This window comes from Streptomyces griseoluteus (genome assembly GCF_004784465.1).
Lineage (GTDB): Bacteria > Actinomycetota > Actinomycetes > Streptomycetales > Streptomycetaceae > Streptomyces > Streptomyces griseoluteus.
In genome coordinates this window covers 427,224-453,037 of record NZ_SRRU01000006.1, presented here as the reverse complement: position 1 = coordinate 453,037, position 25,814 = coordinate 427,224, and the positions used below count along the sequence as shown (strand labels likewise).

Here is a 25,814-nt window from a genome sequence, read left to right as displayed (position 1 = left end):
CCTTCACCCGCGCGGTCGGTGCCCCGCCCCACACGGACGCCCGTGAACCACCGCGTTCCACTGCCGGGTCACTCGCCGGTCGTCTTCTCGATCAGCGCGCTGTACGCCAGTTGCAGCGTGTCAGCCCCGGCGAGGGCGGCCAGCACGCCCATGGCGGTACGTGTCTCACGCGGCCAGAGAAGCTGGCCGGCGGTCAGGGTGGACGCCACCCAGACGCTCATGCAGAAGGGGCAGGTGGCCAGTTCTCCGACGGTGTGCTTGCCGTCCTCGCTCTGTGCCTCCTCGTGCAGTTCGGCCGGGCCCTGGGGGGCGACGTACCGGGTGAAGGGTGCGCGCAGCGGGCTGGTGACCGACGCCTTGGTCAGCAGCCGGCTGAGCCGGAACGTGGCGACCGAGGTCAGCACGACGTCCCACGGCTCGGGCCGGTCGGGCAGCGGCCGGCCGCGGAGCCGTACGGCGGTGGCCCAGGCGGTCGTGTACGCGGCAAAGCCCGCCATGGTTGCGAGGTAGCCGCCCAGCGGCCGGTCGTGCTCCGCCGCGTACTGCCTTCCGGTCCGCTGCAGCAGCCCGTGCAGACGTCCTGGGAGGCGGCCGTCAGCTGCGGTGTTCATGAGTTTCCGTCTCCGTACGCCGTTGTCCCACGGCTGCCTCGCCCGGCGCCTGCCCGCCCGGCTTCTGCTGGCGCGGGCGGATCTCGACGTGGCCGTCGGTGATCCGGGGGTCGCAGGCCGGCTGGGCCGCGGACGCGCCAGCCGTCCGAGAGCCGGAGGACGCTGCCCTGCCAGGGGCACAGGACGCACCCGTCGCCGACCTTGCCTTCGGAGAGCGACCCGCGAGGTGGCTGCGCCCTTCGGCCCGGGCGTGGATCGCCCCTCCGGTTTCCCGGACGCCCAGGATCGGGACGTCGTCCACGCTGCGCCGCACCGGCCGGTCGGCCGGGAACTCGGCCACGGCTCCGATCCGGTACCGGCCCCGGGGCACGGCGTGCGGGACCTGTTCGGCGTGGTTGGCGCCGGATGCCTGGCGGTTGGCCAGGTGACCGCCCAGCATGCCGCCGAGCGCGACTGCCGTCAGGCCGAGGCAGCCATAGACCCGGGCCGTGGCGTGCCGCCCCTTGACGCGGCTGGTGAGCGCGGCGCTGGGCTGCCGCTCCAAGCGGTCCACCAGCCGCAGGAAGCGGCTCTGCCGCATCCGGGGGCGGCGGAATCGCGTAGTGCTCATGGTCGGCCGGGTCTCCCCTTGCGCGGACGGCAAACGCGGGGGCCAGGTCTCCTCGAATTGCCGGGGCTTGTCGCTGCCCGCTCCCAGCTCAGCCCTGCCCTGCCGATCTGATCCCGGCCGCGACCGGCCGGGACGGGTTGTCATCGGGAGTCAGGGGCTTGCGCGCTGTCGCCGCTCAGTACGGGGGCACTGCGGATGAGTCGCAGTGTCGTGGTCAGCAGGAGGCCGCCGACGATGTTGCCGAGAACCGCCCAGGCCAGCCACCGCAGCCAGTCGAGGTAACCGTAGGACGTGCTGCCGGTGTGCAGGCCGGCGAATGCGATGAGGGAATCCAGCACCGAGTGCCACAGCCCGAACCCGGCCAGGACGAACGCGGTGGCGACCGACGCGGTGATCTTCGCGGTCATGGACTCACTGCCGTGGTGCATACGGGTCATGAGCGTGATGACGCCGCCACCCAGCACAGCGAGGCAGAAGGTGCCCAGCGTGTACCCACCGTCGACGAACTTCGCGCCCGAGGCAGCCGCGGTGTGATGCAGATCCGGGTAGGCCCGCATCACCAGCCACATGAACACCCATCCACCGATCAGGTTCATCACCAGCACCGTGGCCCACATACGTACCAGGTCCAGCCAGCTGGCCGCGCCCGCGATGACGGTGGCCACGGGCACCAGGAAGCCCTCGGTGAACAGTTCGCTGTGCCCGAGCAGCAAGGCGATGAGCCCCACGGAGAAGGCCAGCCCGGCCAGCAGCTCGCTGCCAGTCTCGTGCCGCACGAACAGCAGCGCCATGACGCCGACACCGACGTCGATCCCGCCCAGCAGCGAGGTGGCCACCAAGGACGTCCAGGTGCGGTGCAACCGTGGCCGGCCCTCGGCCACGATCCGTTCCGCCGCCTCGGCGACTCTCCTCTCACCGGGCCCGCGCATGATGTGGTCATCCGGTTCCATGGCACTCCTCCGGTCTCGCTCGGCCGCGCAGCCGCCCGGCAAGGTTTTCGAGCGGACAGGCGAGCGTTTCGGTGCTCCACGACAGTGTCGGCTGCCCGGTCGAGTACCCGGTGGGAGGTGAAGGCCGGCGGAGGCGACGGCCGGGACGACGCCGCGGGCGGGATCGCCGGGGTCGCGCCGAGCAGGGTGACGACCTCCGCGGCGGGCCAGGTCCAGAGCAGCGCACACCGCATCAACCACCACGCGACAGAACCCGCCCGGCTTCCGGTGGAGCCGTGTCGCCTCGTGGATCCCGTCTTGGCGGCTGCGATCCCGAATCCGGCGTCCTCCCGACCATCGAGGAACGCCAACTGCACGAGTAGCCCGCCGTCTCATCCGCGCAAGTGCAGTCGAGCTCAAGACGAAGCCTCACCGGAGCACTCCGATGGACCTTCGTCTCATGGGCTCGGGGAAGAAAAGGGAGCACGGACCCCGGAGCGTCTAAATCTCGACCGTAAACGCCCATCGTGGCCGGCCGGAGGCGCGGCGGACCCCTGGCCAACCTGCCGCTGACGACATCCACCGGGCCGAGGTCTTCGGCCGCTGCGATTAGAGCACAGACATTGTGCTTTTCATGAGACTGGTTGAGCAGGTGATGGGCAACCGACCCTACGCCAGCGCAAAAACGAATCTTCTTTATTGCCGACAACGGCTCCTCGTACCGCGGCAGGTCGCTCCATCGTGCAGCGCAAGGTTGTCTCACCCGACGGTTTCACGAGAGGTTGCCGTCAGCTGTCAGCGGTCAGTCCGTGGCTCGTCAGGCCGAAAGTCAGGATGAGCGGCCACAGCCACAGCCCCGTCCGCTGTCTTCTGTGTGTGATCGCCTCGGAGCTCTGGATTTCTTCGCGTGGAAGGGGGAGTTGCGCGGTGATTACCATAAAATATCTCCCATGCGTTACAGCAGGAACTGCTCACTTATACACAGGTGCAGGCGACTGGGGTGCCAATCCGGTCGGAGCATCACCTGTATGGACGCCGAGCCCCTGGTGGCGGTCCTGGTGTGGAGTTCTATGACTCGGTAAACTCGCCCACCGATCCCCTTCATTACAGAAAAGAAAAAGTCATGAAAACGGTCTGCCTTAATATGATCGTCAAGGACGAGGCGCATGTGATCCGGCGCTGCCTCGAATCTGTGCGCCCCCTCATCGACACATGGGTGATCCTTGATACGGGCTCGACCGACGGCACTCAGGACGTCATCCGGGAAACTCTCGCCGACCTGCCCGGGGCGCTGTACGAGAGCCCTTGGAAGGGCTTCGACCTGAGCCGCAGCGAGGCGATCGATCTGGCCCGGGACCGCGCGCACTACCTGCTGTTCATCGACGCCGACGACGTGATGGAGACCGGTCCCGGCTTCACGATGCCGGAACTGACCCATGACTGCTACGACTTCGAGGTGCGCCACGGCCCCCTCGTCCACTGGCGTCCGACGATGGTGTCGACCCGTCTGCCTTGGCGGTACGTCGGTGTGCTGCACGAGTACCTGGAGTGCGACACGCGCTTCAGCCGGGCCACCCTCGAAGGCGCTCGCATGGTCATCATGGGCGGCGGTGGGCGCCTCCAGGGCAGCCAGCGACAGAAGTACCTCCGCGATGCCGCGATCCTCAAGGAGGGGCTTGCCAAGGATCCGGACAACGCCCGTTACGTCTTCTACCTCGCCCAGAGCTGGCGCGACGCCGGTGAACCCGGAAAGGCGCTCGCCGCGTACGATCGGCGCGCGGGCATGGGTGGCTTCGCCGAGGAGGCGTTCTGCGCCCGGCTCTATGCGGCCCGGCTGGCCATGGACGCCAAGCGCCGGATGCCGGAGGTCACGGCCCGCTTCCTGGACGCGCACGAGTACCGGCCCACACGCGTCGAACCGCTCGGCGAGCTCGCGCGTCTGTACCGTCTGAACGGGGAGCGCTGGCCACTCGCGTACATGTTCGCGCGGCGCGCGGTGGAGCTCCCGCCGTCGAAGGACATCCTGTTCGTGGAGCATGGCTGGTACGAGTGGCGGGCGCTGGACGAGCTGGCGGTGTCGTCGTACTGGATGGGCGAGTACCGTGAATCGCTGGAGTGCTGCGAGAAGCTGTTGGACGGTGGAAAGTTGCCCGACGACCATCGTCAACGGGTCATCACGAACAGGGATCTCGCGCGGGCCAAGCTGCTCCTGGGAGCAGGGGCCGACGCGAGGACACTTGTCAGCACCTGATCCGCGGATCAGATGCCGATCGGAGCGGCCTTGCTGTCGCCCCCGGCGGCGTCGGGCGGTGCCCCCCGTCACGGATGGCGCGCCCGCCGTCTGGGACACCGAGACCCGCCGCGGCATGCCGCGCGTCTCCGGGGCGCACGGCACCGGGAAGAGGGTCCAGCGGGTGGACCAGACCCTCAGCGGTTGGTACTTCGACCCCACCGACGTCACCGGGGCGCTGTGGGCGGCGGGCCTGGAGCCGCTGCCGCACGGTCTACCGCGCTCGCAAGTCCTGACCTACGGGTCTCGGGGCAACCGGCTTGGGGCGGACCTCGGCCGCGAGTCGTCGGGTCTCGGCCAGAGCGACACCAGCACCGTTCGTCGCTCTGGTGATCAGAATCGACGCCATGGTGCATCCTTCCCATGCTGGGAAAGGCCCGGAGCCCAGGTGGGCGCCGGGCCAGGCCATGATCTGATCAGTGAGCGGATTGGGTGTAGTCCTGCTCCACGTACACCTTGAGGGCCTGAAACTCCTCGATCGCTCGCGGGCCGCACAGGTAGCCGTAACCGCTGCCCTTGACGCCGCCCTCCTCGAAGTCCTCGCTGACGGCTCCCCAGGTGTTGATCCATACCGTGCCGGTGCGGATGCGCCGGGCGATTCGGCGAGCCTTCATGGAGTCCGAGCTGAACACCGAGGCGGCCAGACCGTAGATGGTGGCGTTCGCCTTCGTCACGGCGTCGTCCTCGTCGTCGAAGATCTCGAACGTCTGAACCGGACCGAAGACTTCTTCCTGCACGATCCGGACGTCGGTGCGGTCCACCTCGATCAGGCTCGGCCGGTAGAACGCACCTGCGGCCAAGGGGCCGTCGGTGACCACACCGCCGCGCAGCAGTACGGTGCCGTACGAGGCGGCTTCCTCGACGATCGCGTCCACCCGCCGGGCGGACGCCCGGTCGATCACCGGACCGAGCTGGGCCTTCTCGTCGTCGCCCGAGCCGAGCCGCACTTGCGCGAGCGCACTGGTGAGCCGAGTGCGCACCTCGTCGGCGACGTCCCGGTGAACCAGTACACGGGAACCGGTGCAGCAGAACTGCCCGTTCATCAGCAACAGCGCCTGCACCACCGTCGGGATCACCATGTCCAGATCGGCGTCGGGAAAGATCACCATCGGAGCCTTGCCGCCCAGTTCCAGACCGAGCCGCTTGAGCGTGGCGGCGGCCGCGGCCGCGATCTGGCGCCCGACCGGCGTACTGCCGGTGTAGTTGATCACGTCGACCTTGTCCGAGGAGACCAGGAACGGGGCCCCGGTGTTGCCGGACTCGGTGAATACGTTGACCACACCCGCCGGAATCTCCGGGACCGAGGCCAGAACCTGTGCGAAAAGCTCATTGGTCAGCGCCGTCTGAGCCGGAAGTTTGACCACGGCGGTGCAGCCGGCGGCCAGCGCCGGGCCCAATGCCCGCACGGTCAGCATGATGGGGGAGTTCCAGGGAGAGATGATGCCGGCGACACCGAGTGGCTCGGGCACCGACTGAGAGTACTGGCCGGGTGCCGTCTCAGCGGCACGCCCGGCGTTCTGGGTGCGCGCAGACGCCGCCGCGTACCGCAGCCACCCGACCGCACCGCTGACCTCCCACGTGGTCTCACCCAGCAGCTTGCCGTTCTCCCGGGACAGCATGGCCGCGACCTCGGGTACCCGCTCCTCGAGGGCGTCGGCCAGCCGACTGAGGGCGGTCGCCCGAAGCGAGGGGGTGCGCGGCCATTCGGTGGTCGCTAACGCGGCGGCGGCGGCGTCCACGGCGACCGAGGCCTCTGCCTCGCCACCGTCGTAGAAGGAACCGACGACTGTGCCGTCGGCCGGGTCGACTGATTCCAGAACCGAGCCGGAGCCGGTCCACTGTCCGTTGATCCAGTGCTGCGCAATGGTGTTCATGACGTCGATCCTGTAATCGCTCCGAGCTCGCAGGAAGGCACAGATCTTCGTCGTACCGCCAGTACGACCCTGAGACGGCGAAGGTGAGCGAACATGGGGGCATGAATGAACTCGGACAAGTCCTGCGGGCGTGGCGTGAACGCCTGACTCCGGAGGCCGTCGGAATCCCTCACAACTCTCCCCGCCGCGTCGCAGGTCTGCGCCGCGGCGAGTTGGCGATGCTGGCCGGAATCTCCGCCGAGTACGTGGAACGCCTGGAACAGGGTCGTTCCCTCACCCCCTCTCCTCAGGTCTGCGCGGCTGTCGGCCGCGCGCTTCAGCTGTCCGACGACGAACAAGCACACCTCATGCGCCTGGCCGGCCACGCCGCGGGACCGGACCGGATTCCTCTGCTGATCCCGGCGAGCCTGCACCGGCTGATGGAACAACTCGCCGTCAACCCGCTGGGTGTCTACAGCGCTGCCTGGCAGTTACTGCACTGGAACCCACTTTTCGCGGCGACCTTCGGTGACCCGAGTTCTTCCGACGATGACGGCCGCAACCTGGTGCTGTCCCAGTTCGGGCCTGGGCCCGGCCGACTGCGGCTGACCAAGACCGAACGGGACGCCTTCGAGAGTTCTCTCGTCTCCGACCTGCGCGCGACCACCAGCCGTTACCCGTCGGACCCTTCGCTGGCGGCGCTCGTCACGAAGCTGCGTCGTCTCCCCCGCTTCCTGTCGCTGTGGGCCCAACCGACCGTGGGCGACCTCCAGAGTGCGCGCAAGATCGTCGTGCACCCTCAGGCCGGAGAGATCGCCCTCGAGTCCAGCGTCCTGACGATCCAGCCCGCGGACCTGCGCCTCGTGGTCTTTCTGCCCCGCCCCGACACGGACGCCCGCAGCAAGCTGGACCTGGTGGCCACCATGGGTCTTCAGCAGTGGGTCTGAGCGCCTAGGGCACGGTCTGCCGCGGGAGCCCGCCCGGCCCAGAGGGCGGGTCGTCGAAGATCAGCGCGGGCTTCGGGGCACGTGGCTCGGGGCGGGGTCGGAGGTCCTGTCTCCACGGTAGGGGCCGGGCAGCGGCCACCGCCGACGCCGCGCGTCCGCTCGGTCTGGCCAGAGGCTCCCGTGGAGCGGTCGGCCCCTGCCGGGCGGCCGGCAGCCCGGACGTCTCCGCCGGCCGCCCGGGTTGCTGACCCTCATGACGAGCAGTCCGACTCCGCCGCCGGCGTCCTCCGCGGCGCCCGAGTCTTCTCCTCACTCACCGCACCACGCCAACGGCCCGGACGCCCTCGCCGGGCCAGGGGGCCCGGTGCGTGGCAGAGGGCTCTCCGGAAAGCGCGGCGGACTCTCCCACGGACTTCACGGTGGGTGTGCCGCACTCAGAGGGCGTCCGGTATGTCCAGGGTCGTGAGGGCGGAGACCGGGTCGAGGTCGGGCGCGCCGCGCGGCCACCAGTCCTCCTGGCCGGGCTCCGACTCGTACGCGTACCACAAGCCGTCCTGACCCAGGCGGAGTTGGGCGTGGCCCGCCGGGTGGGTGAGGTGGTTGCGCCAGGGGCGGAAGGCGGGCAGGTCGGCGGCGAGCAGCAGCGGTCGGGCCCGGTCGAAACGGCCCGCGGGCGGGTCCCAGGGCTCCTCCAGCACGGTCAGCCCCGCGAGGCCGCCCTGCCGCCAGGCGGCGACCGCGCGGGCCAGCTCGGCGGGGGTGCGGTCCACGGCGGCGGCCAGGGTGGCGTACAGGCTGCGGGTGGCGGCGGTCAGACCGGAGCCGGGGCGGGCGGCCGCGAGGCGCACCGCGTCCTGCCACAGCGTCAGGCCGCCCACGGGGTCGCGGCCGGTGGTGAGCAGGGCATGCGCGCGGGCGGCCGCGTCGGTGGCCAGCTGGTCCAGCGCGAACGGGTCGGGTCCGCCGGGCGCCGCCGGGTACGCCGGGGGCGCCTCGGGGTGGGCAGGCGCGGGCAGCGGGGCCGGGAGCGGGGGCAGCGGGCGTCCGGCGAGCGCCTCCGACGCGCGTACGCCGGGCAGCGCGGCCGGGCCCCGCTCCCGTGCGGCACGGGCCGCGCTCGCCGCGCTGCGCCGGGACAGGGTGTCCAGCAGCTCCCGCTCGCCCCGGCCCCGCAGCAGGAGCAGGACGAACGGGTCGGCGTCCAGCAGCCGGGCCGTCTGGTAGCAGAGCGCGGCCGCGTGCTTGCAGGGGCGGCCGGAGTCGGGGCAACTGCACTGCGGGATCAGGTCGCCGGGGCCGGGCAGCAGGGGCACGCCCCGGTCGGCCAGGGTGTGCGGCAGCTCCTTGTCCAGCAGCGCGGCGATGTCGGCGGGGCTGTCCACCGCCGCCTCCAGGAGGCGCTCCCAGTCCTCGTCGCTCAGCCTCCGGAGGCGCAACTGCACCCGGTACGGCCGGGGGCGGCTCCCCCGCACGTACGCCAGCACCAGTCCTGGTGTCACGGTGATCGCGTCGACATTGCCCGCGTCCGCGTAACCGCGCCCCCGGGCCAGCCGGTTGACGTCCAGCGCGGTGTGCTCCAGGGCGTCGACCCATGCCTGGCCCCACCAGGTGGTGGCGAAGTCCTGCGGCTCGGGGCGCGGCGCGAACGGGGGGAAGGTGCGGCGGAGTTCGCTGTCGCGGTGGGGGGTGGCCATGGAGGAGGGGTGGTGGGGCGGGGCGGGGTGGTCGGGGGTGCGGGTCGGGGTGGTGCTGGGCGCCGGTGGCATGGGGGCGTGCTCGGCGGGGGGTTCCGGGGTCTCGGTGCGCGGCGGGGCTTCGGCCTCGGGGTCGTCGGCCAAGTCGGGCATGCGGAAGGCGGTGCTGAGGAAGTTCCGCATGTCGCGGGCTGCTTGGGCGTGGGCGGAGCGGCCCTCGGCGGGGGCGGGTGCGGGGTGCGGGGTGGTCTTTCGGGGGCGCCGCTCCCCTCGGTCGGCCTCGCGGCGGGCGGCGCGGAGTGCTTCGCGGGCCGCGTCGCCGGGGCGGGCGCCGGCGGGGGTCGGCTGGGGGGCGGCGGGCGCGGCCGGCTCATCGGGACCGGCATCAGCCTCCTCCGAGGCCGCCTCTCCCTGCCGCCGAGCCGCCACAGCGGCCCGCAGCGCGGCCCGGGCCACCTCACCGGGCCGGGCCTCGGACGCCACCCCCTGCGCAGGACCGTCCGCCGACCCCGCATCCCCCTCGGCGGGTTCCCCGGACGCACCAGCCCGCGCCGCGCGCAGCGCCTCGCGGGCCTCCTCCGCCGGGGTCCGCTCCCCGGCACTCATTCCGGCCTCCGCAGGGACACCAGGTCGGTCAGTTCGCGGTCGGTCAGCTCGGTCAGGGCCGCCTCCCCGGAGCCGAGGATCGCGTCGGCCAGAGCCCGCTTCGCGGTGAGCATCTCGGCGATGCGGTCCTCCACCGTGCCCTCGGTGACGAGACGGTGGACCTGGACGGGCTGGGTCTGCCCGATGCGGTAGGCGCGGTCGGTGGCCTGTTCCTCGACGGCGGGGTTCCACCAGCGGTCGAAGTGCACGACGTGTCCCGCGCGGGTGAGGTTCAGCCCGGTGCCCGCCGCCTTGAGGGAGAGCACCAGGACCGGGATCTCGCCGGACTGGAACCGGTCCACCATCCGCTCCCGCTCGGGCACCGGAGTACCGCCGTGCAGAAGGTCGACGGGGATCGCGCGGCCGGCCAGGTGGGCGGTGATGAGCCGGGCCATGCCGACGTACTGGGTGAAGACCAGGATCGAGCCGTCCTCGGCGAGCACGGTGTCCAGCAGCTCGTCCAGCAGGGCGAGTTTGCCGGAGCGGGCGGAGAGCCGGTCGGGGTGGGCGGGCTCCTCCTTGAGGTAGAGCGCCGGGTGGTCGCAGATCTGCTTGAGGGCGCCGAGCAGCTTGAGGACCAGGCCCCGGCGGGCGATGCCGTTCGCGTCCTCGATGGCGAGCATCGACTCGCGCACCACGGCCTCGTACAGCGCGGCCTGCTCGCGGCTGAGCGGGACCGGATGGTCGGTCTCGGTCTTGGGCGGGAGTTCGGGGACGATGCCGGGGTCGGACTTCTTGCGGCGCAGCATGAACGGCCGGACGAGCCGCGCCAGCCGCTCCACCGCCTCGGCGTCCTCGCCGTTCTCCACGGCACGCGCGTGCCGGGCCCGGAAGGACTTCAGGGGGCCGAGCAGGCCGGGCGTGGTCCAGTCGAGCAGGGCCCACAGCTCGGAGAGGTTGTTCTCCACCGGGGTGCCGGTGAGCGCCACGCGCGCGGGGGTCCGGATCGTGCGCAGCGCCTTCGCGGTGGCGGAGTACGGGTTCTTCACGTGCTGGGCCTCGTCCGCGACGACCATGCCCCACGGCTGCTCGGCGAGCCGGGCGGCGGCGGAGCGCATGGTGCCGTAGGTGGTGAGGACGAAGCCGTCGGTGAGGCCGTCGAGGGTGCGGTCGGCGCCGTGGAAACGGCGGACGGGGACGCCGGGCGCGAAGCGGCTGATCTCGCGCTGCCAGTTGCCCAGCAGGGAGGCGGGACAGACGACCAGGGTCGGCTCGGTGCGGGCGCGCTTGAGGTGGAGGGCGATGAGGGTGATCGTCTTGCCGAGGCCCATGTCGTCGGCGAGGCAGCCGCCGAGGCCGAGGGAGGTCATCAGGTCGAGCCAGGCCAGCCCGCGCAACTGGTAGTCGCGCAGGGTCGCGTCGAGCCCGGCGGGCGGCTCGGCGGGGGCGATGCCCGCGGTGAGCCGGTCGCGCAGGGCCGCGAGGGCGCCGGTCGGGACGGCCTCCACGGTCTCGCCGTCGACCTCGGCGGTGCCGGTGAGGGCGACGGCGAGCGCGTCGACGGGGTCGAGCAGGCCCAGTTCGCGCTTGCGGGCCTTGCGGACCAGGGCGGGATCGACCAGGACCCAGCGGTCGCGGAGCCGGACGACCGGGCGGTGGGCCTCGGCGAGGGCGTCCATCTCGGCCTCGGTGAGCGGGTCGCCGCCGAGCGCCAGTTGCCAGCGGAAACTGAGCAGCTCCTCGCTCTCGAAGAATCCGGTGCCGTCGGTCGCGGAGCCGGGGGCGGTGCGGACCTCGGCCGTGGCGGCGAGGTCGCTCGCGAGGTCGCGGGGCCAGTGCACGGCGACCCCGGCGGCCGCGAGCCGGCTCGCGGCCACGCCGAGCAGGTCGGTGACCTCCTCCTCGGACAGGGCCAGCACGTCGGGCACGTCCTGCTCGGCGAGCCGGTCCAGCGGCGCCCACACGCGCGCGGCGCGCCGGACGGCGAGGGCGGCGTCCACGTGCGCGCGGGGCCCGAAAGCGTCCGCGTCCCCGGCCCACACGGCCGCCGCGTCGGCGACCAGTGTGGGGTCGGCCAGGCTGTGGACCTGCACGACGGCGGCGCCGGCCGCCCGCGCCCGCTGGTCGTCACCGGTGTCGAAGACGCTGTACCCGGACAGGTCCAGGCGCAGCGAGACGCGTACGCCCGCGTCCATGCCCGCGGCGACCTCGGCCGCCCAGTCCCGGGCGCCCGGCAGCGGCTGGGGCTCGCGGGCGGCGAAGGGGTGCCCGCTGGTGTGCGGGGCGGCGGGGGTGCGGGGCAGGGTGTCCGCGACGGCGTCCAGGAAGGAGCGGACCAGGGCCTCGGGCTCGGGCAGGGTCAGGGGTCCTGGGCCGGGCAGCGGCACGGCGTGGCCCTCGGGCGGCATCGCGGCGGCCACCGCGCGCAGGTGGGCGATGTCGTCGGGCTCCAGCGGACCGGCTCGCCAGGCGTCGTGCCCGCTGGGGGTGAGCCCGGGCAGCAGGCGCCCCCGCGCGGTCAGGCGCAGCGCGTGCAGCGCGGCGGCCCCCCAGCAGGCGGTGGCCGGATGCGCGGCCGGATCGTGCCGGGCCCGGACCAGCAGGGGCAGCGCGTCGGCGAGGGAGAGGGTGAGCGCGGGCACCTGACGGCGCCGTACGCCCGTACCGTGCGGCCGTACGACCGTCAGCTCGTCGGTGGCGTCCAGGAGGGGCTCGCCGTCGGGGTCCCAGAAGGCGAGGCGGGCCTCGCGCGGGAGGGGCGCGGGCAGGAACACGCAGGCGAGGCGTGCGGGGACCGTGTCCTCGGTGCGCGCGCGGGCTGTCGCGGTGGCCGCGGTGTCACTCATGTGTCCTGTCACCTCCCGTCCCTGTCGGATGAGCCGTGTCCGACTGTACGGGTGGGGTCTGACAACGGGTTCCGCCCGGGGCTCAGGGCACCGTGCGGCTGACCACGTACACCGTCGGGTAGACCGGGTCGGACATGTTCACGACCACGTCCTGGGTGGGGGCCGGGTTCTTCTGCTTGTGGGTGTAGCCGGACCAGGGGCCGGGGCCGGTGAGGTTCCAGCCGGAGACCTGGCGGTCGCGGGCACCGATGGTGCCGGCGCCCTGCTTCAGCTGGTCGCGGCGGATGCCGAGGGTGCCGAGGAAGCTGTCCAGGCCCGCGCCGTTGGTGCGGAACTGGACGTACAGACGGCTGGTCTTCCAGTTGTTGGTCTCGTAGTAGGCGAGCCGGTCGGCGGGGTGCGGTACGGGCACCTGGTAGAGGCGGCGCTGCACCTTGGAGGGCCAGCCGGGGGTGAGGCCGGTGGCCGAGTACTTCGCTTCCTTGTCCTTGCCGCTGTCCCGGCTCTGATTGGCGGAGATCACCAGGTAGCCGGCCGGTACGCCGATGAGCAGCACGATGATCAGCAGGGTGAGGGCGCGGCGCTTGACGCGGTGGCGCGGGTCCTCCCCCGCCGGGTGCGGCGTGGCCGGGGCGGCCGCCTGGTGCGGAAGCGAGGTGGTCATGCGGTGTCCCGGTCCCGGCGGCCCTGGGTGTACCGCTCGTAGCGTTCGTAGCGCTCCACGCGCCGGCGCTTGGCGCGGCGGAAGCGGCGGGCGACCAGCCGGGCCAGGTCCGCGGCGCCGACCATGCCGGCCTCGGGGCCGAGCTGGGCGCGGGTGATGCGGGCCTCGGGGCGGTAGCCGCGGCCGGTCAGGTGGCGCTTGAAGGCGTCCCGCGCGGGGCCGATGAGCAGGTCGTCCGCCGCGCTGACCCCGCCGCCGATGACGAAGCAGGACGGGTCGAGGGCGGCGGCGAGGTTGGCGATGCCGACGCCGAGCCACTGGCCGATGTCCTGGAGCAGCTCGATGCACATGGCGTCGCCCTCGCGGGCCAGCTCGGTGATCATCGGGCCGGTGATGTCGCCGATGCTGCCCTTGACGTGCTCGATGATCCCGTAGGCGACCGGGGAGTCGGCGGCGGCCAGCTCCCGCGCCTCGCGGACCAGGGCGTTGCCGGAGCTGTACTGCTCCCAGCAGCCGCGGTTGCCGCACGGGCACCGGTGTCCGCCGGGCACGACCTGCATATGGCCGAACTCGCCCGCGACGCCGAACTTGCCCCGCTTGACCTGGCCGTCCTCCAGGATGGCGCCCCCGATGCCGGTGCCGAGGGTGATCATGACGAGGTGGTCCTCGCCGCGCCCGGCGCCGAAGCGCCACTCGGCCCAGGCCGCGGTGTTGGCGTCGTTGTCCACCAGGACGGGCACGGACAGCCGGGCGGCGAGACGGTCGCGCAGCGGCTCGTTGCGCCAGGAAAGGTGGGGGGCGAACAGGACGCGGTTGCGGTCGGCGTCGACCCAGCCGGCGGCCCCGATGCCGACGGCGTGCACGTCGTGCCGGTCGGAGAGGTCGAGCACCAGCTCGGCGATGGTGTCCTCGACGACCTGGGGGCTCTTGGACTTGTCCGGGGTCTCCGCGCGGAGCTTCTCCAGGATGTTGCCGTCGGCGTCCACGACGCCCGCCATGACCTTGGTGCCGCCGATGTCGATGCCGACCGTGGGCACGCGGGGCGCGGTCAGGTGGGAGCGGCGTTCCCGGGTGCCCACCGTGCGCAGGACGGGGGCGCGGCGGGAGCCGATGGGGGCGGCGAGGTCGCGGTAGGTGCTCATCGGGCTCGATTGTGCCTCACGCTCACGCCGGGCGCGGCGCTGTCGGGGGCGGAGCCGCGAATCCCCGCGGCTCCGCGCCCGTCAGCCGCGCTTCAGCTCGTGGTGCAGAGCGTCCAGGTCCGCTCCGCCCGCCATCTGCTTGGTCAGTTCGTCCAGGGTGATCTCGTCGCGTGTGTGGTTGCCCACCATGGCGCCGCGCCGCAGCAGCACGAAGCGGTCGCCGACGAGATGCGCGTGGTGCGGGTTGTGGGTGATCAGCACGACACCCAGGCCCGCATCACGTGCCGCGGCCACATATTTGAGGACCACACCGGACTGCTTGACGCCCAGTGCGGCGGTGGGCTCGTCCAGGACGAGCACCTTGGCGCCGAAGTGCACGGCACGCGCGATGGCTACGCACTGGCGCTCGCCACCGGAGAGGGTGCCGATGGGCTGGTCGACGTCGCGCAGGTCGATGCCCATGCGCAGCAGTTCCTCGCGGGTGGTGCGGCGCATGAGGTCCGTGTCCAGGCGCGCGAAGGGGCCCTTGCCCTTGCGGGGCTCGGAGCCGAGGAAGAAGTTGCGCCAGACCGGCATCAGGGAGACGACGGCGAGGTCCTGGTAGACCGTGGCGATGCCCCGGTCCAGGGCGTCGCGCGGGGAGGCGAGCCGGGTCTCCTCGCCCTCGATGCGGAGGGTGCCACCGTCGTGCTGGTGGAGCCCCGCGATGGTCTTGATCAGGGTGGACTTGCCCGCGCCGTTGTCGCCGAGGACACAGGTGATCTCCCCGGCGTGCACCTCGAGGGAGACGCCCTCCAGGGCGCGGACGTTGCCGTAGTGCTTGCTGACGTCGGTCAGCTCGACCAGGGGCACGCGCTCTTCGGTGACGGTCATTTCGTGGCCTCCGCGCGCTTGCGGACCCAGGTGTTGAGCAGGGTCGCCAGGAGGAGCATGGCTCCGAGGAAGAACTTGAACCAGTCCGGGTTCCACTCGGCGAAGACGATGCCCTTGCTGGTCATGCCGAACAGCAGGGCGCCGACCGCCGAGCCGACGGCGCTGCCGTAGCCCCCGGTGATCAGGCAGCCGCCGATGACGGCCGCGATGATGTAGATCAGCTCGTTGCCGACGCCCTCGCCGGACTGGACGGTGTCGAAGGAGAACAGCAGGTGCTGGCCGGACACCCAGGCGCCGAAGGCGACGCCCATGTAGAGGCCGATCTTCGTCTTGGCGACGGGGACGCCGACCGCGCGGGCCGCGTCCTCGTTGCCGCCGACCGCGAAGATCCAGTTGCCGACGCGGGTGCGCAGCAGCACCCAGGAGGCGAGGGCGACCAGGCCGAGCCACCACAGCACGGTCACCTTGAGGTCGACCCCGCCGATGCCGAGGGTCGAGGCGAACAGGGCGTGCGCGCTCGGGAAGCCCTCCATGTCACCGATCGACTTGGTGGACACCGTGCCGTCGATCAGCTTGGTGAAGCCCAGGTTCATGCCGGTGAGCATGAGGAAGGTGCCCAGCGTGACGATGAAGCTGGGCAGCTTGGTGCGGGTCAGCATGAACCCGTTGAACGCGCCGACGGCCAGGGTGACCAGCAGGGACACCCCCGCGCCGACCCAGATGTTGGCCGTCATCTGGTAGCTGAACATCGAGGAGATCAGCGCGGAGGACGTGACCATGACGCCCGCGGAGAGGTCGAACTCGCCGCCGATCATCAGCAGGGCCACGGGTACGGCCATGATGCCGATGGTCGAGGAGGCGTACAGCACGGTGCTGATGCTGGATGGGCGCAGGAAGCCGTCGGCGGCGACCGCGAAGAAGACCAGGACCGCGAGTGCGCCGACGACCGAGCCCAGTTCGGGCCGGGACAGCAGCTTGCGCAGCGGGGAGGTGCGCAGCAGCCGCTCGTCGCGGGGCCGCTCGCCGCCCGGCGCCGGTCCTCCGGTGGCGCGGGTGTCGGTGGTGGTCATCGGGTGCCCCGATCGGTGTACGCCGCGAGCGCGCCCGCCTGGTCCTTGGTGATGATCTGCGGGCCGGTCAGGACCGGCTTGCCGCCGCCGAGGACGTCACCGTTGTACTTGTACAGCCACAGCAGGTCGACCGCCTCGTAGCCCTGGAGGTAGGGCTGCTGGTCGACGGCGAAGCCGAGGGTGCCGTCCTTCAGCTCGGCGGCGACCTTGGCGTTGAGGTCGAAGGTGTCGACCTCGGCCTTGCTGCCGGCGTCCGCCTTGGCCTTCACCACGGTGTCGGCGTAGGGGGCGCCCAGGGTGACGACGGCGTCCACGTCCCGGTCGGCCTGGAGCTTGGCGCCGACGGCGGACTGGACGTCGGGCATGTTGGTGCCGTTGACGTAGAGCTTGCGGACCTTGCCGTGGAAGGTCTTCTCCACGCCGTCGCAGCGCTGCTCGTGGCCGACGTTGCCCTGCTCGTGCAGGACGCACAGGGCGTTCTTGCGGCCGCGCTTGTTCAGCTCCTCGCCGACCGCCTCACCGGCGATGGTCTCGTCCTGGCCGATGTGGCTGAGCGCGCCGAACGCCTTGGACTGGGCCGAGCCGGAGTTGACCGTGACCACCGGGATGCCGGCCTTGTGGGCGCGGGCCACGGCCGCCTTGAGGGCGTCGGGCTTGGCCAGGCTGACGATGATCCCGTCGACCTTCTTGTCGATCGCCGCGTCCACGAGCTGGGCCTGCTGCTGGGCCTCGTCGTCGTGCGAGTACAGGAAGTTGATGTTGTCCTTGACCGCCGCCTGCTTGGCGCCGCTCTGCACGATGTCCCAGAACGTGTCGCCGTCGCCGGAGTGGGTGATCATCGCGATGGTCCAGCGGGGGGTGGTCACCGCTGCCCTGCCCTGGGCCGTGGCGGCCTTGCGGGCGTCCTCGGCCTTCTTGCCGCCGGTGCTGCTGCAGGCGGTCAGCGAGACGCAGGCGAGCAGTGCGAACGCTCCTGCCACCGTCATGCCTACCCGGTTCTGAAACCGTGCCACGAGGCCGTGCCCCTTCTTGCCGTGTTCTGAACGCTTGCCGTGTTCTGACGCAAACACTTCAGTATCGAACACACGGAACACTCGTTACCCGTCCGGGGCGCGTCCGACAGGGCATTTGTCAGGACAATGTGACGCGCCAGGCATGGCTCAGGGGCGCACCAGGAGCTGGAACTCGAAGGAATACCGGGCCGGACGGTAGGTGTGATCGCCCTGCTCGACCGCGCGGCCGGTGTCGTCGAACGTGACGCGCCTCATGGTCAGCAGCGGGGCGCCCTCGGCCTCGGCGAGCCGGTCGGCCTCGGCGGGGGTGGCGCCGCGGGCGCCGATGGACTGGCGGGCGCTGTGCAGGGTGATGCCGGCCGAGCGCATCAGCCGGTACAGCCCGGTGGCCTCCAGCCGGGCGGTGTCGAGGTCCAGCAGGCCGAGCGGCAGGTGGTTGGTCAGGTACGCCATCGGCTCGCCGTGCGCCAGCCGCAGCCGCTCGACGCGGTGCACGTCGTGGCCCTCGGTGACGCCGAGCGCGGCGGCGATCTCGGCGGTGGCCGGGACAATCGTGTTGACCAGGACCCTGGTGGCGGGCCGCTGACCGGCCGCCTCCAGGTCGTCGTAGAGGCTGCTCAGTTCCAGCGGGCGCTTGACCTGGCTGTGCACGACCTGGGTGCCGACGCCGCGGCGGCGTACCAGCAGCCCCTTGTCGACGAGGGACTGGATGGCCTGGCGGACGGTGGGCCGGGACAGGCCGAGCCGCGCCGCCAGCTCGATCTCGTTGCCGAGCAGGCTGCCGGGGGTGAGGGCGCCGCGCTCGATGGCGGCCTCCAACTGCTGGGCGAGCTGGAAGTACAGCGGCACCGGGGAGCTTCGGTCCACGCGGAGGCCGAGCGGAGCGGTCGGGTCCACATCTGGTTTCGGCACGGGCCCGAGCGTAGTCCGGTGCCCGGATGACGGGAAGTCGTGAAGTCCGATTGTCCTGACATTTTGATTGACAGGTGCACGTTGTTCCCCCTCAATGTGTTCTCATGCGCATCGGGGTCATCGGGACGGGCCGCATCGGGGCCATCCACGCCAACACGCTGAGCCGCCACCGGGAGGTCGGATCGCTGATCCTGACGGACTCCGATCCGTTACGCGCGCAGGAGCTGGCGCACCGGCTCGGGGAGACGGCGGCGCCAGGCGTGGACGAGGTCTTCCAGTGGGGCGTGGACGCGGTGGTGATCACGACGGCGACGGCGGCGCACGCGGAGCTGATCGGCCGCGCGGCCCGCTCCGGGCTGCCGGTGTTCTGCGAGAAGCCGATCGCGCTCGACCTGCCCGGCACGCTGCACGCGCTCGCCGAGGTCGCGGCGGCGGGGACCGTGCTCCAGATGGGCTTCCAGCGACGCTTCGACGCGGGGTACGTGGGCGCCCGTGAGGCGGTGCGCTCGGGCCGGCTGGGCCGGCTGCACACCGTGCGCGCCCTGACCTCCGACCAGTCGCCGCCCCCGCGCGAGTGGCTGCCGCTGTCCGGCGGCCTGTTCCGGGACACCCTGATCCACGACTTCGACATCCTGCGCTGGGTCACCGGCCGCGAAGTGATCGACGTGTACGCGACCGGCTCCGACGCCGGTCCTGCGATGTTCCGCGAGGCCGGCGACGTCGACACCGGCGCGGCCCTGCTCACCCTGGACGACGGCACCCTCGCCACGGCCACCGCTACCCGCCTCAACGGCGCCGGTTACGACGTCCGCATGGAGCTGTCCGGCGAACTCGACACGGTCGTCGTCGGCCTGGACGACCGCACCCCGGTCGCCTCCACCGAACCGACGGGCCCTCCCCCGGCCGACAAACCCTGGCCCGGCTTCCTCGAACGCTTCGGCACCGCCTACGAGTCCGAACTCTGCACCTTCGTGGACGTGGTCCGCGGCGAACAGCCCAACCCCTGCGACGGCTGGCAGGCCCTGCAGGCCCTGCGCATCGCGGAGGCGTGCGAGATCTCCCGGCGCGAACGAAGAGCGGTCGCCCTGGCGGAGGTTCCCGACCGGGTGCAGTCCTCGTACGTCTGATCCGCCCCGGACAAGGCCCCGCCCCGCGACCCCTGATGTGGGGGAAGGGTCGCGGGGCGGGTCGAACGGAGTGGTCAGCAGCCGTAGTTGATGAGGTTGAACGTGGCGTAGTGGTCGGAGGTGTAGTAGTCCTCCTCGGTCCGCTGGCCCGTGACGATGCGGCGGGCGCCACGGGTGGACTCGCCGGGGGTCTTGACCGTGTACTCGTGGTAGTACCCGGAGGACTGGCTGGGCAGGACGCCCTCGCGGTTCTGGAAGACCGCGCCGTCCTGGGAGTACGGGTACGGGCCGCCCCGGGCGATGAGGCCGAGGGTGTCGTACGCCTGCGAGGGCAGGGAGCCGTAACAGATGCTGCCGACCGACGCGGTGGCCGCGTCCGCGGTGGTGGCGGAGACGGTGCCGCCGACGAGGAGGGCGGAGAAGAGGGCCGCCGCGGCGCCGATGCGAGTGGTGCGTGGGGGGAATCTCATGGGTTCATGATGACGCGCGTAGACGCGTTCATGTCAATGAGAGGGATGTGGATTTTCCCGCCAGGCCCGATGAGTTCTCGCGGTGTTAACCTGCCCCAACAGGAGCCGTTCGGGCTCCTGTTGGCGTCGTGTCGACCGACTAGAAGGACCCGTACTCGGGGCGGCCCGCCAGGTCGTAGGACTGGATGGAGACCCCCTTGCCGGTGACGGTGCCACCCGCGTGCCTGAAGCGGGTGGGGACGGCGCCCTCCACGAACAGCCGGCGCCCCTCGCCCAGCACGACGGGGAAGGTCAGCAGGTGCAGGGTGTCGATCAGGCCGAGGTTCACCAGCGAGCGGACCAGCGCCCCGCTGCCGTGGATCTGGACCTCGCCCTCGGCGCGCTCCTTCAGTGCCTGGACCTCCTTGCCGAGGTCGCCGGAGAGCACGGTGGTCCCGGCCCACTCGGGGTTCTCGACGGTCGCGGAGACGACGTACTTCGGCAGTGCGTTCAGCTTGGCCGCGACCGGGTTCTCCGGGTCGGTCACCTTGGGCCAGTACCCGGCGAAGATGTCGTAGGTGTGCCGGCCGAGCAGGAAGGCACCGGCCCGGCCGAAGCTCTCCGTGACGAAGCCGCCGAAGCCGTCGTCGGCGTACGGGAAGGTCCAGCCGCCCTGGCCGAAGCCGCCGCTGGTGTCCTCCTCGGGGCCGCCGGGGGCCTGGTAGACGCCGTCGAGCGAGACGAAGACGGTGGAGACGAGCTTGCCCATGAGGTGCCTTCTTCCGGGTGCGGGGTCCTGCTGTCAACGGTGCAGACCCCGCGCGGGACCGCAACTCATCGGTCCCCCCGTCGCCTCAGCCGTCCAGCTCCCGGAACCGCGCGGCCAGGCGGCTCGCGCCGGCCTCGGTGAGCGAACCGAAGAGGCGCAGCCGGGAGATCCCGCCGTCCGGATGGATGTCCACGCGCGCGCGCGTGCCGACGGCCGGCGCCGGGAGCGGGAAGCGGTGGTTGGTGTCCGGCTGGAGCCGGGTGCGCGGCAGGATCTCGGTCCACTCCCCGCTCTCGCCGTCCCGTACCGACACCGACGCCCAGCCCGCGCTGTTCCCCTTCAGACAGGCCGTGTCGATCTCCACCGCGCGTACCAGCGCCTGTTCGGTCAGCCGGTACGTGATCCAGTCGTGGCCCCGGTCGCGGCGGCGCCGGGTCTCCCAGCCGTCGTCCATCCGCTGGGAGCGGCCCGGCCGTACGGTGTTGGCGGCCGGGGAGTAGAAGCGGTCCGAGGCGTCCTCGGCGCGGCCGCCGTTCTCCAGCGCGGCCACGTCGAAGGTGCCGAGAGTGGCCAGCCACTCCGGGTCCGGGACGATCTCACCGTAGGCGCGCAGCCGGGCGACACCCCCGTCCGGGTGCTGGTTCAGCCGGAGGTGGGTGAAGCGCTGGGGCGCGGAGACGAGGAAGCCGTTCGCCGCGTGGCCGCCGACCGGGGTGACCGGGACGAGCGTCGTCCACTTCACGTGGTCGCCGAGCAGATCCTCGGGGGACGGGTTGCCGGGCGCCGACGTGGCCTCGACGGAGACCGCCTCCGGGTGATTGCCCCGGAAGTGGGCGGTGTCGACGACGATCCCCCGGATCACACCGGGCGTGCCGAGGCGGATCAGCGCCCAGTCGTGGTCGTCGGGGCCCGGCCAGGGGTCCTCGGCGCTCGGGCCGCGCCGGCGCCGGGTCTCCCAGCCGTCCATGATCTTGCCCTTGTGACCGAAGCGGCCGGGCTCGAACTCCGCGCGGTGGGGCAGCAGCAGGTTCTCCCGCTCGGCGAAGAACTCGTCGTTGGCGGCGATCACCCCGGCCCCCAGGCGCCGGTCGGCGAGGTCGGGGTGGTGGGTGAAGGGGAAGTCGGCGGTGCGGTAGTCCGCGTAGGGGTCACCGCCGCCGTAGGGAGCGGCGTCGCCGGTGAAGCGGGGCGGGTCGGAGGGTTGCTGCGCCGTCACGGTGATCGGGGTCCTTTCGGCAGGGGTACGGGGCTCAGCCGGTACGGGTGAGCAGGCGGCCCTTCGGCTCGGCGAACTCGCCCTCGCTGTAGACCCGTTGGCCGCGCAGCCAGGTGGACTTCACCACGCCGTGCAGCGTCTTTCCGGCGTACGCGGTGACCGGGTTGCGGTGGTGGAGGCGGGCGGGGTCGACGGTGAAGGTGTCCTCCGGGGCGAGGACGGCGAAGTCGGCGTCGCGGCCCGGCGCGATGGCGCCCTTGCGGTCGAGACCGGCGAGGGCCGCGGTCCGGGCGGACATCCACCGCACCACGTCGGTCAGTTGGTGCCCGCGCTCGCGTGCCTCGGTCCAGATCGCGGGGAGGCTGAGCTGGAGGCCGGAGATGCCGCCCCAGGCGGTGGCGAAGTCCGGCGTCTTGAGGTCGGCGGTGGAGGGCGAGTGGTCGGTGACGACGCAGTCGATCGTGCCGTCCGCGAGCGCCTGCCAGAGCAGGTCCCGGTTGGCGGCCTCGCGGATGGGCGGGCAGCACTTGAACTCGCTCGCCCCGTCCGGGACTTCCTCGGCGCTCAGGGTGAGGTAGTGCGGACAGGTCTCCACGGTGACGCGGACGCCTTCGGCGCGGGCGGCGGCGATGAGCGGGAGGGCGGCGGCGGAGGAGAGGTGGAGTACGTGCACACGGGCGTTCGACCTGCGGGCCAGGTGCAGCAGTTGGGCGATGGCGTCCGTCTCGGCCGCGTGCGGGCGGGAGGCGAGGAAGCCCGCGTACGCCGGTCCGGCGGGGGCGTCCGTGAGGCGGGAGGGGTCTTCGGCATGCACGATGAGCAGGCCGTCGAACCCGGCGATCTCGCCTAGGGAGCACGCCAGTTGTGTACTGTCCAGGTGCGGGAACTCGTCCACGCCGGACGGCGAGAGAAACGCCTTGAAGCCGAACACCCCGGCCTCGTGCAGCGGGCGAAGGTCCTTGACATTGCCGGGCAGAGCACCGCCCCAGAAGCCGACGTCGACGTGGGTGCGGCCCTGTGCCGCCTGCCTCTTGATACGCAGGTGGCCGACCGTGGTGGTCGGCGGAAGGGAGTTCAAAGGCATGTCGACGAGGGTGGTGATACCCCCGGCCGCCGCCGCCCGGGTCGCCGTCCAGAACCCCTCCCACTCGGCCCGGCCGGGGTCATTGACGTGCACGTGCGTATCGACCAGCCCGGGCAGCAGCGCGTCGTCCCCCAGGTCGACGGCCGGAACCCCCACCTCGTACGGCAGCACGGCCTCGATCGTCCCGCCGACGACGGTGACCGTCGCGGCCCGCACCCCCTCCGGGGTGACGACCCGCGTGGAACGCAACGCCAGCTCGACGTCGTCGGACACCCGAACCCCTCTCAGCCGTTCACGCCCGGGAAACGGTATTAACACGCATGTAACGGACTTCAACGTTCTGTTGAAGGAGTCTCGCCGCCCGCTCCGGCACGAGTCAAGGGTGCCAGTCGCTGGGGCCGCGGGGCCTGAGCGGACGAGGGGATGTTCGCGGTAAATCGGCCGCAGCCGTTGCCGCACGTCACCCGGCGACCCTGGCGCTGCGGGCAGGCGCGCCCTGGTGAGGTGGCCCCCGTCTGTCCCGCACCAGGCCTGACGTCCGGCGCCGGACCCACGACACGGTCCGCGCAGGCGGCCAAGGACCGTCGGAGGCCCCGCGCCCGCCCGGCCCTGCCGCCGAAAGGAGCCGCCGGGGCCGCCCCGCACGCAGACTTCAGCCGAACGCCGGACGCGGGACTCCGTCGGCGTACGCGGACCAGCCGCCGCACCGGGCTGACGGTCCGAGCACCGGACTCGGCATGCGGTCCGCGCGGGCGGCCAGAGGTCCCCAGGTGCCCCCATGCCTGCCCACATCCCGGCATGCTGGTCCCATGACACCGGACCAGGCCCCCAGCCACCCCCGAGTCGCCGGGTTGCTGCTCGCCGCCGGAGGGGGGCGGAGGCTTGGTGGGCGTCCCAAGGCCCTACTGCGTCACGACGGCGCCCTGCTGGTCGAGCGGGCGGCCCGCGCTCTGTGGGACGCCGGGTGTGCCCGCGTGCACGTGGTGCTCGGAGCTGGGGCCGAAGAGGTGCGCGGGCGAGCCGAGTTGAGCGGGTGCGTGCTCGTGGACAACCCCGGCTGGGGCGAGGGGATGGGGTCCTCCCTACGGGCCGGGCTTCGCTCCCTCGGGGGTACGGATGCGCGCGGCGCTCTCGTGGGCCTCGTTGATCAGCCGGGCATCGGGCCCGAGGCGTACGCGCGGGTGCTGGACGCCTTCAGCGGCGAGGCCTCCCTCGTGTCGGCCGCGTACGACGGCAGGCGCGGCCACCCCGTGCTGCTCGGGGTGGCCCACTGGGCCGGTGTGGCCGGGGCCGCGCGGGGTGATCGGGGGGCGCGGGAGTATCTGCGGGCGCACTCCGCCGAGATCCGGCTCGTGGAGTGCGGGGACGTGGCCGACGCGTACGACGTCGACACCGGGGCCGACCTCGGCAGGCTGCGCCCCGGCGGGGCCCATTGAGCTTCGGCGATCAGGAAATTACGCTGCCCAGTCCGACCAGCCCGCCACGGAGGAAGTGACCGCTCATGTCCGCACCCGCGTCCCCGCCGGTCGTCGTCGACGCCGAGCCGCTCCCCCGGCAGGAGGAGGTCCTCACCGGCCCGGCGCTGGACTTCCTCGCGGAGCTGCACCGGCGGTTCACCCCCCGCCGGAACGAACTCCTGGCCCGCCGGACCGAGCGCCGCGCGGAGATCGCCCGGACCGGCACCCTGGACTTCCTCCCCGAGACGGCCGGGGTGCGGGCCGACGACTCCTGGCGGGTGGCCCCCGCGCCGCCCGCGCTGCAGGACCGCCGGGTGGAGATCACCGGCCCGGCCGACCGCAAGATGACGGTCAACGCGCTCAACTCCGGCGCCAGGATCTGGCTCGCCGACTTCGAGGACGCCTCCTCCCCCACCTGGGAGAACGTGATCCTCGGCCAGCTCAACCTGATGGACGCCTACGCCGGCCGCGTCGACTTCACCGACGCCCGCACCGGCAAGTCGTACGCGCTGCGCCCGCAGGAGGAGCTGGCGACGGTCGTGATGCGGCCGCGCGGCTGGCACCTGGACGAGCGGCACCTCGCGGGAGCCGACGGCGAGCCCGTTCCGGGCGCCCTGGTCGACTTCGGCCTGTACTTCTTCCACAACGCCGCCCGCCTGCTGGAGCTGGGCAAGGGCCCGTACTTCTACCTGCCGAAGACCGAGTCCCACCTCGAAGCCCGCCTGTGGAACGACGTGTTCGTGTTCGCGCAGAACCAACTCGGCATCCCTCAGGGCACCGTACGGGCCACCGTACTGATCGAGACGATCACGGCCGCGTACGAGATGGAGGAGATCCTCTACGAACTCCGCGACCACGCCTCCGGGTTGAACGCGGGACGCTGGGACTACCTGTTCTCCATCGTGAAGAACTTCCGTGACGGAGGACCGGAGTTCGTCCTGCCGGATCGCAACCTGGTCACGATGACGGCGCCGTTCATGCGCGCGTACACCGAACTCCTCGTGCGCACCTGCCACAAGCGGGGGGCGCACGCGATCGGCGGGATGGCGGCCTTCATTCCGTCCCGCAGGGACGCCGAGGTCAACAAGGTGGCGTTCGAGAAGGTACGGGCGGACAAGGACCGCGAGGCGGCCGACGGCTTCGACGGCTCCTGGGTGGCCCACCCGGACCTGGTGCCGATCGCCATGGAGTCCTTCGACAAGGTGCTCGGCGACCGCCCGCACCAGAAGGACCGGCTGCGCGAGGACGTCCACGTGAAGGCGGCCGACCTGATCGACATCGGCTCGCTGGACGCGAAGCCGACCTACGCCGGGCTGGTCAACGCGGTGCAGGTCGGCATCCGGTACATCGAGGCGTGGCTGCGCGGGCTCGGCGCGGTGGCCATCTTCAACCTGATGGAGGACGCGGCCACCGCCGAGATCTCCCGCTCGCAGATCTGGCAGTGGATCAACGCGGGCGTCGAGTTCGAGAACGGCGAGCGCGCCACCCCCGAGCTGGCCCGCCGGCTGGCGGCGGCCGAGCTGGAGGCGGTGCGGGCGGAGATCGGCGCGGAGGCGTTCGCGGCCGGCCACTGGCAGGAGGCGCACGACCTGCTGCTGACCGTGGCGCTGGACGAGGAGTACGCCGACTTCCTCACTCTGCCGGCCTACCGTCACCTCACCGGCTGAACACGC

The 25,814-nt window shown here is 71.9% G+C and carries 20 protein-coding genes and 1 pseudogene; 5 read left to right on the top strand and 16 right to left on the bottom strand.

The features are described 5' to 3' along the window. Positions 1 to 68 precede the first annotated feature (68 nt). The 3 genes and pseudogenes from E5082_RS19200 to E5082_RS19190 form a co-directional block, all read right to left on the bottom strand. The gene (locus E5082_RS19200) at positions 69 to 611 is read right to left on the bottom strand and encodes a DUF1360 domain-containing protein (protein WP_135792457.1); all 543 of its coding nucleotides are present in this window, start codon (positions 609 to 611) and stop codon (positions 69 to 71) included. Next, positions 595 to 817, bottom strand: a pseudogene (locus tag E5082_RS33925) (Rieske (2Fe-2S) protein); the annotation flags it as partial. The gene E5082_RS19200 and the pseudogene E5082_RS33925, both read right to left, overlap by 17 nt. Positions 818 to 1,361: 544 nt before the next feature. Further along, positions 1,362 to 2,171, bottom strand: coding sequence for a formate/nitrite transporter family protein (locus E5082_RS19190; protein WP_135792456.1), 810 nt, complete (start codon positions 2,169 to 2,171; stop codon positions 1,362 to 1,364). 1,039 nt (positions 2,172 to 3,210) lie between these two features. Between E5082_RS19190 and E5082_RS19185 the strand changes: the two genes are divergently transcribed. Then, positions 3,211 to 4,401, top strand: a complete 1,191-nt coding sequence (locus E5082_RS19185; RefSeq protein ID WP_135792455.1) for a tetratricopeptide repeat-containing glycosyltransferase — start codon at positions 3,211 to 3,213, stop codon at positions 4,399 to 4,401. 455 nt (positions 4,402 to 4,856) lie between these two features. Here the strand turns inward: E5082_RS19185 and E5082_RS19180 are convergent, their stop codons facing one another. Beyond that, the gene (locus E5082_RS19180) at positions 4,857 to 6,314 is read right to left on the bottom strand and encodes an aldehyde dehydrogenase family protein (RefSeq protein ID WP_135792454.1); all 1,458 of its coding nucleotides are present in this window, start codon (positions 6,312 to 6,314) and stop codon (positions 4,857 to 4,859) included. Between the two features lie 101 nt (positions 6,315 to 6,415). On the opposite strand from E5082_RS19180, the gene E5082_RS19175 reads away from it, so the two are divergent. Next, positions 6,416 to 7,240 (top strand): helix-turn-helix transcriptional regulator, encoded by an 825-nt coding sequence (locus tag E5082_RS19175; protein WP_135792453.1) that lies wholly within the window; start codon positions 6,416 to 6,418, stop codon positions 7,238 to 7,240. A gap of 434 nt (positions 7,241 to 7,674) precedes the next feature. On the opposite strand, the gene E5082_RS19170 is transcribed toward E5082_RS19175, so the two are convergent. From E5082_RS19170 to E5082_RS19135, 8 genes are all read right to left on the bottom strand, one after another. After that, a complete protein-coding gene (locus tag E5082_RS19170) occupies positions 7,675 to 9,540 on the bottom strand; it encodes an SWIM zinc finger family protein (RefSeq protein WP_135792452.1) in 1,866 nt (621 codons plus the stop codon). Further along, positions 9,537 to 12,365: a DEAD/DEAH box helicase gene (locus E5082_RS19165; protein ID WP_135792451.1), complete on the bottom strand. Its 2,829-nt coding sequence runs from the start codon at positions 12,363 to 12,365 to the stop codon at positions 9,537 to 9,539. Before E5082_RS19165 ends, E5082_RS19170 begins: the two co-directional genes overlap by 4 nt. An 82-nt stretch (positions 12,366 to 12,447) precedes the next feature. Further along, positions 12,448 to 13,029, bottom strand: coding sequence for a sugar kinase (locus E5082_RS19160; protein WP_135792450.1), 582 nt, complete (start codon positions 13,027 to 13,029; stop codon positions 12,448 to 12,450). Beyond that, a complete protein-coding gene (locus E5082_RS19155; RefSeq protein ID WP_086692478.1) occupies positions 13,026 to 14,171 on the bottom strand; it encodes an ROK family glucokinase in 1,146 nt (381 codons plus the stop codon). Before E5082_RS19155 ends, E5082_RS19160 begins: the two co-directional genes overlap by 4 nt. An 81-nt stretch (positions 14,172 to 14,252) precedes the next feature. Then, complete coding sequence (locus E5082_RS19150) at positions 14,253 to 15,044, bottom strand: ATP-binding cassette domain-containing protein (protein ID WP_135792449.1); 792 nt, start codon at positions 15,042 to 15,044, stop codon at positions 14,253 to 14,255. After that, the gene (locus E5082_RS19145; RefSeq protein WP_135792448.1) at positions 15,041 to 16,114 is read right to left on the bottom strand and encodes an ABC transporter permease; all 1,074 of its coding nucleotides are present in this window, start codon (positions 16,112 to 16,114) and stop codon (positions 15,041 to 15,043) included. Before E5082_RS19145 ends, E5082_RS19150 begins: the two co-directional genes overlap by 4 nt. After that, positions 16,111 to 17,127, bottom strand: a complete 1,017-nt coding sequence (locus E5082_RS19140) for a sugar ABC transporter substrate-binding protein (RefSeq protein ID WP_086692474.1) — start codon at positions 17,125 to 17,127, stop codon at positions 16,111 to 16,113. Before E5082_RS19140 ends, E5082_RS19145 begins: the two co-directional genes overlap by 4 nt. A gap of 147 nt (positions 17,128 to 17,274) precedes the next feature. Continuing rightward, positions 17,275 to 18,024: a GntR family transcriptional regulator gene (locus tag E5082_RS19135; protein WP_135792529.1), complete on the bottom strand. Its 750-nt coding sequence runs from the start codon at positions 18,022 to 18,024 to the stop codon at positions 17,275 to 17,277. 119 nt (positions 18,025 to 18,143) lie between these two features. Here E5082_RS19135 and E5082_RS19130 point away from each other — a divergent pair, with 119 nt between their 5' ends. Further along, entirely contained in the window at positions 18,144 to 19,166 is a 1,023-nt protein-coding gene (locus E5082_RS19130) for a Gfo/Idh/MocA family protein (protein ID WP_135792447.1), read from the top strand. A 74-nt stretch (positions 19,167 to 19,240) separates the two neighbouring features. Here the strand turns inward: E5082_RS19130 and E5082_RS19125 are convergent, their stop codons facing one another. From E5082_RS19125 to allB, 4 genes are all read right to left on the bottom strand, one after another. Continuing rightward, positions 19,241 to 19,636 carry a ribonuclease domain-containing protein gene (locus tag E5082_RS19125; RefSeq protein ID WP_135792446.1) on the bottom strand — a complete coding sequence of 132 codons (396 nt, stop codon included), beginning with the start codon at positions 19,634 to 19,636 and terminating at the stop codon, positions 19,241 to 19,243. Positions 19,637 to 19,775: 139 nt separating this feature from the next. Beyond that, positions 19,776 to 20,384, bottom strand: coding sequence for a dihydrofolate reductase family protein (locus E5082_RS19120; protein WP_135792445.1), 609 nt, complete (start codon positions 20,382 to 20,384; stop codon positions 19,776 to 19,778). A gap of 85 nt (positions 20,385 to 20,469) precedes the next feature. Then, positions 20,470 to 21,606: an allantoicase gene (gene alc, locus E5082_RS19115; RefSeq protein WP_167514100.1), complete on the bottom strand. Its 1,137-nt coding sequence runs from the start codon at positions 21,604 to 21,606 to the stop codon at positions 20,470 to 20,472. A gap of 28 nt (positions 21,607 to 21,634) precedes the next feature. Beyond that, the gene (gene allB, locus E5082_RS19110) at positions 21,635 to 22,957 is read right to left on the bottom strand and encodes an allantoinase AllB (protein ID WP_135792443.1); all 1,323 of its coding nucleotides are present in this window, start codon (positions 22,955 to 22,957) and stop codon (positions 21,635 to 21,637) included. 536 nt (positions 22,958 to 23,493) lie between these two features. On the opposite strand from allB, the gene E5082_RS19105 reads away from it, so the two are divergent. Next, positions 23,494 to 24,120 carry a nucleotidyltransferase family protein gene (locus tag E5082_RS19105; protein ID WP_135792442.1) on the top strand — a complete coding sequence of 209 codons (627 nt, stop codon included), beginning with the start codon at positions 23,494 to 23,496 and terminating at the stop codon, positions 24,118 to 24,120. A 65-nt stretch (positions 24,121 to 24,185) separates the two neighbouring features. Then, the gene (aceB, locus tag E5082_RS19100; protein ID WP_135792441.1) at positions 24,186 to 25,808 is read left to right on the top strand and encodes a malate synthase A; all 1,623 of its coding nucleotides are present in this window, start codon (positions 24,186 to 24,188) and stop codon (positions 25,806 to 25,808) included. Positions 25,809 to 25,814: the final 6 nt, after the last annotated feature.

Bases quoted from the DNA above. Each gene is read 5' to 3' on its own strand.
- E5082_RS19200 (WP_135792457.1), bottom strand. From the start codon at position 611: ATGAACACCGCAGCTGACGGCCGCCTCCCAGGACGTCTGCACGGGCTG.
- E5082_RS19190 (WP_135792456.1), bottom strand. From the start codon at position 2,171: ATGGAACCGGATGACCACATCATGCGCGGGCCCGGTGAGAGGAGAGTC.
- E5082_RS19180 (WP_135792454.1), bottom strand. From the start codon at position 6,314: ATGAACACCATTGCGCAGCACTGGATCAACGGACAGTGGACCGGCTCC.
- E5082_RS19175 (WP_135792453.1), top strand. From the start codon at position 6,416: ATGAATGAACTCGGACAAGTCCTGCGGGCGTGGCGTGAACGCCTGACT.
- E5082_RS19170 (WP_135792452.1), bottom strand. From the start codon at position 9,540: ATGAGTGCCGGGGAGCGGACCCCGGCGGAGGAGGCCCGCGAGGCGCTG.
- E5082_RS19165 (WP_135792451.1), bottom strand. From the start codon at position 12,365: ATGAGTGACACCGCGGCCACCGCGACAGCCCGCGCGCGCACCGAGGAC.
- E5082_RS19160 (WP_135792450.1), bottom strand. From the start codon at position 13,029: ATGACCACCTCGCTTCCGCACCAGGCGGCCGCCCCGGCCACGCCGCAC.
- E5082_RS19155 (WP_086692478.1), bottom strand. From the start codon at position 14,171: ATGAGCACCTACCGCGACCTCGCCGCCCCCATCGGCTCCCGCCGCGCC.
- E5082_RS19150 (WP_135792449.1), bottom strand. From the start codon at position 15,044: ATGACCGTCACCGAAGAGCGCGTGCCCCTGGTCGAGCTGACCGACGTC.
- E5082_RS19145 (WP_135792448.1), bottom strand. From the start codon at position 16,114: ATGACCACCACCGACACCCGCGCCACCGGAGGACCGGCGCCGGGCGGC.
- E5082_RS19130 (WP_135792447.1), top strand. From the start codon at position 18,144: ATGCGCATCGGGGTCATCGGGACGGGCCGCATCGGGGCCATCCACGCC.
- E5082_RS19125 (WP_135792446.1), bottom strand. From the start codon at position 19,636: ATGAGATTCCCCCCACGCACCACTCGCATCGGCGCCGCGGCGGCCCTC.
- E5082_RS19120 (WP_135792445.1), bottom strand. From the start codon at position 20,384: ATGGGCAAGCTCGTCTCCACCGTCTTCGTCTCGCTCGACGGCGTCTAC.
- E5082_RS19105 (WP_135792442.1), top strand. From the start codon at position 23,494: ATGACACCGGACCAGGCCCCCAGCCACCCCCGAGTCGCCGGGTTGCTG.
- aceB (WP_135792441.1), top strand. From the start codon at position 24,186: ATGTCCGCACCCGCGTCCCCGCCGGTCGTCGTCGACGCCGAGCCGCTC.